Origin of the sequence: Oscillibacter sp. KLE 1728 (assembly GCF_934833455.1) — a bacterium.
Taxonomy (GTDB): Bacteria; Bacillota; Clostridia; order Oscillospirales; family Oscillospiraceae; genus Oscillibacter; species Oscillibacter welbionis.
Genome location: NZ_CAKVVF010000123.1, coordinates 1 through 4,134, shown reverse-complemented (window position 1 = coordinate 4,134; position 4,134 = coordinate 1). Strand labels below are relative to the sequence as shown.

General features: G+C 57.9%; 7 protein-coding genes. 3 read left to right on the top strand and 4 right to left on the bottom strand.

All coding sequences use genetic code 11. From position 1 onward, the window contains the following. Nucleotides 1–503, top strand: a 503-nt coding sequence (locus tag QVE23_RS10540) for a hypothetical protein (protein WP_287968185.1), incomplete at its 5' end; no start/stop codon positions are given. Nucleotides 504–940: 437 nt separating this feature from the next. Next, the gene (locus QVE23_RS10535) at nucleotides 941–1,297 is read left to right on the top strand and encodes a sporulation initiation factor Spo0A C-terminal domain-containing protein (protein ID WP_025543633.1); all 357 of its coding nucleotides are present in this window, start codon (nucleotides 941–943) and stop codon (nucleotides 1,295–1,297) included. Nucleotides 1,298–1,534: 237 nt separating this feature from the next. Here the strand turns inward: QVE23_RS10535 and QVE23_RS10530 are convergent, their stop codons facing one another. From QVE23_RS10530 to QVE23_RS10515, 4 genes are read right to left on the bottom strand one after another with little or no spacing between them, the layout of a single operon-like run. Then, a complete protein-coding gene (locus tag QVE23_RS10530) occupies nucleotides 1,535–2,080 on the bottom strand; it encodes a TlpA family protein disulfide reductase (RefSeq protein ID WP_021747947.1) in 546 nt (181 codons plus the stop codon). After that, on the bottom strand, nucleotides 2,077–2,943 hold the full coding sequence (locus QVE23_RS10525; RefSeq protein ID WP_287968183.1) for a 4Fe-4S binding protein: 867 nt from the start codon (nucleotides 2,941–2,943) through the stop codon (nucleotides 2,077–2,079). Before QVE23_RS10525 ends, QVE23_RS10530 begins: the two co-directional genes overlap by 4 nt. Then, nucleotides 2,936–3,067, bottom strand: a complete 132-nt coding sequence (locus tag QVE23_RS10520) for a CD1871A family CXXC motif-containing protein (protein WP_287224904.1) — start codon at nucleotides 3,065–3,067, stop codon at nucleotides 2,936–2,938. Before QVE23_RS10520 ends, QVE23_RS10525 begins: the two co-directional genes overlap by 8 nt. Nucleotide 3,068: 1 nt before the next feature. Continuing rightward, nucleotides 3,069–3,779, bottom strand: a complete 711-nt coding sequence (locus QVE23_RS10515) for a hypothetical protein (RefSeq protein WP_287224906.1) — start codon at nucleotides 3,777–3,779, stop codon at nucleotides 3,069–3,071. A gap of 147 nt (nucleotides 3,780–3,926) precedes the next feature. Between QVE23_RS10515 and QVE23_RS10510 the strand changes: the two genes are divergently transcribed. Then, nucleotides 3,927–4,134, top strand: a 208-nt coding sequence (locus QVE23_RS10510; protein ID WP_287968181.1) for a response regulator, incomplete at its 3' end; no start/stop codon positions are given.

Here is a 4,134-nt window from a genome sequence, read left to right as displayed (position 1 = left end):
AGATCAACAGCATCTCCCGTCTGGAGGCCGCTCTGGATGCCGTGAGAGACGAGGACCTGAAGGATCAGGGCACTGTGGAGATCGACCTGTATGTGAAGGACGGCGAGATCACCTTCATCTGCGTCACCGATGTGGGCGGCGTTGCCAAAGACGACGGTGAGCAGGGAAGCAGCGAGCTGGACCTGACCGGTGTGGAGAATTTCGCCTGCAACAACAATATCGTTACTGTTGACCTGGTCGGCACCGGAAAGATTCCCGCTAACTATCCTGTTACTGTGACTCTGATGAAGGCCAACAGCACCGAGGGCGATGCGGAAGTCGGCTTCAAGGAGCATGTAAACCTGGCTGCCTATGAGGTTAATGATTGGAACAACCTGGGAAAAATCGCGATCCAGGAAAGTGGTAATTACTATGTAATTATCACCATCGAAAATGAAGACGGCAGAGTTGTGGATGAGTTCACTTCCAACACTGTCCGCTTCGTCTACACTGTCCAGCCGTAAGGCAAATAGTTTCTTTCAAGTAACTTGTTGCGCAAGAAAGCCCCCGCTCATACGAGCGGGGGCTTTCCCTGTTTCCGTCACATCCAGGCCAGTAGTGCTGAACATCGTCCTCCAGCCCCGCGTACTGGCCCGCGGCCTTGAAAAAGGTCTCTCCAGGAGTTGAAGGAGATCCTGTCTGCTCAGATAACTTTTCCCTCTTCCCCATGGGTGCCGGTCTTCCGGCGCTCATTTTTTTGTAAAATACAGCCAGATTCAAGACAAAAGTAAAAAAATATATTATGATAGATTGAAAGGGGGTTCCAAATTCTGGAAGACAGGCTGCGCAGCTTCCACACGCAATGGAAGATGTCGAATTTTCTGAGAGATGTCGTTTTTTCAGGCTTTGCTGTTTTTCGTCGTACAATCTTCTCATCGCAAATTTCGAGGAGGTGCTCTCCATGGACACGATCATCCGGGAAACGCTGCGCCCCTTTGGCATTACGCGCAATTACCGCGGTTACCCGCAGACGGTCCGCGCCATTGCTCTGGTCCTGGAAGACGAATCCCGCCTGCTCAACGTCACCGAAGAGATCTATGAAGTCGTGGCCCTGCAGACCCGGTGCCATCCCTCCAACGTGGAGCGGAACATCCGGACTGTCGTTCTCTGCGCGTGGCATACAAACCGACCGCTTCTGGTCAAAATGGCGGGATTTACGCTGACGGCTCCGCCCCGCGCCTCCCAGTTTATTGATATCATTGCCTCCTACATCCAGCGGGAAGTTTTGAGTGACCCCAACCGCCGTGTGCTGATCTGATGCCCCTCGCCTGTCTGTTCCGGGATTTGGTACCGACGGCCCATCTGCGGCCCCCCGTGCGGCAGGGATTCCCGCGTCTGCTGATGCAGCGGAATTCCTGCTCTGCGCTGGCGGAAGTGCCGCCGCGGCGGCCTGCCGGAACAGCCGGCAAATCGCCCGCTCCCCTCTCCCCGGCCAACGAATCCGGCACAGGCGGCCGCCCCATTCCGCGGGGCGGCCGCCTGTCAGTCTCTCACTCTATTTCTGGCCGGTGATCAGCGCCAGCCGGGTCTCCACGGTGTCCAGCTGCTTCTTCACATTGCCCACGATATCCGCACCCACGATGTTTCCCTCGCCGTCCACGATATATGTAGTGGGATAGGTGGAAATATCCGCAACGAAGTCCTTGTAGAAATCGCCCTCCGGATCCGGAGAGATATTGTGATAGGTCACGCCCTTTTCCTTCAAAATCTCCCGGGCCGTGTCCAGCTGCTCCCGGCTCTCGCCGGAGTCGGTACCCACACCGATGAGGTTGATGTTTCGCTCTTTGAAATCCTGATACAGCTCCTCCAGTTCAGGCATCTCGGCGATGCAGGAACCGCAGCCATTGTTCCAGAAATTGACGATGGTGGCGTCATAGTCGGCGAAAATGTCGCTGGAGATCTCATCGCCCGCAATGTCCACCTCGGAAAATTCCGGGAAAGGTGTCTTGGACACCAGGGCGTCCTCTTCACCGGAGCTGCAGCCGGTCAATGCGGCGGTCATCAGTACCGCCGACAGCAATAGGATCAGAACACGTTTCATGTGGCAGTCTCCTTCTTCTCTTGTATTGTTTTGATCGAAAATACCCTGGTGATGGCCCCATGGGGGCAGGCAGCCGCACAGTCCCCGCAGCGGATGCACTCAGCATGGTTGGGCGTCCTGAACACATCCACATCCATCCTGCACGCACGACTGCACGCCCCGCAGGCGGTGCACCGGCCCGAGTCCACCTGCAGGCGGCAGATGGAAATTCTGTTGCACAGCCCGTAAAAGGCCCCCAGCGGGCACAGCCACTTGCAGAAAGGCCGGTAGAAAAACACCGCCAGCAGAGCTGTCCCCAGCAGGATGCAGCTCTTCCAGGTAAATAGTCCGCCCAGGCCGGCCCGGATGCCGGCATCGGCCAGCGCCAGCGGGATGCCGCCCTCCAGGATGCCGGCGGGGCAGATATACTTGCAGAAGAACGGGTCGCCCATTCCCACCTCGTTGACCACCGTCATAGGCAGGACAATGACGAAGAGCGCCAGAATCCCGTATTTCAGATAGGTCAAGATGCGGACCCGCCTGGTGCTGAACTTTTTTGCAGGGATTTTGTGAAGCAGCTCCTGGAACCATCCGAACGGGCACAGAAAGCCGCACACCACCCGCCCCAGCAGCGCGCCTGCGAAAATGAGGAATCCCACCACATACCATGCAAACTGGAACTTGGAGGAGCCGATCACCGCCTGAAGCGCCCCGATGGGGCACGAAGCTGCCGCGGCCGGACAGGAGTAGCAATTCAGCCCGGGGACGCAGACGGCCTTCAGGCCGGTCCTGGAGATCCTTCCATGCAGGAAGTTCATCAAAAAGGGGTTGGAAGCCAGCGCGGCCCCCAGCTGGATCTTCCAGCGATGCTTGTTTTCAGCCAATGCCCACACACTCCAAACACAGGTTGACGCCCTTGTGCAGGACCATGTCCGCTTCCCCGCGCCACAGCCCCAGTCCAATCATCAGCAGGGCGGCTGCCAGACAACAGAACGTGATCTTTCTCATATCAGCCCATAGCCGCCATAGCGGCGCCGCCCTCTGCCGCCGTCCCAGACTGGAACGCGGCGTTCCGGCTCATCTCCACAAAGGCGGCCGCGGACGCAGGCAGCTCCTCTGCGTCCACGGCGGAATACCATGCAGAGAGGAATGTTCCGTTCACATACCAGGAGGCGACGTTTGGCATCTCCCCGTCCTCCACCATGCTTCTGTTGCTGCCCACAGCTGCTGCCAGAGAGTCGTTGTAGAGGATGACGGGGAAGGGTGCATCGGCAAACATCTCGCTGCCGGTTCCGCTTTTGGTGCAGGCCAGGATTTCCGCCCCATTCTCCGCAACGCCCCCATATCCCTCCGCCAGTGCGTTATAGAAGACCTGCGTCCCCTCCGCTTCCGGATCCAGGAAGGCAAAGAACACCACATCCCCCAGCTGTTCCCGGGTAAACGCCTCTCCGGACAGGGTGGTCGTGGCAAAGTCGCCCACCATGTTGCTCTCTGTTTTGCTGGCGGCGGGAACGCTGTTCTCCTCATAATAGGCATCCACCCACGCCTGATCGACCCAGCCCTTATCCAGGGCGTCCTCGATGGTAAGCGTACCAGCCTCGATGGATTGTTCCACGTCCTCCTGACTGGGCCGCTTCTCTCCGCAGGCCGCCAGGGACAGGGCCATGGCAGCGGCCAGACCCAGCACGGCCAGCTTCCGTTTGTTCTTGCATCGCTTCATAAAAAACCTCCTTGCCGCACCTGCGGCGGATTTTGGACAGGAGGCATTGTAGCATGGAAAACGTAAATTTCCTGTCAAGGCGGTCTTGATGGAAATTTTATCTGGATGTGCTATAATAGCCGCACATGGAAAAGGGCGGTGAGTGGGATGCGGATTTTGGTGGTGGAGGATGAGCGTCTCCTGTGCGACGGGATCGCGGAGGATCTGAGACTGGAAAAATACACGGTGGATTGCTGCTACGATGGTGCTGCGGCCTGTGAGCGGCTGTTTGTGGAACCCTATGATCTGGTGGTCCTGGATCTGAACCTGCCAGGCATGGATGGGCTGGAGCTGCTCCGGCACATCCGGACGGAAC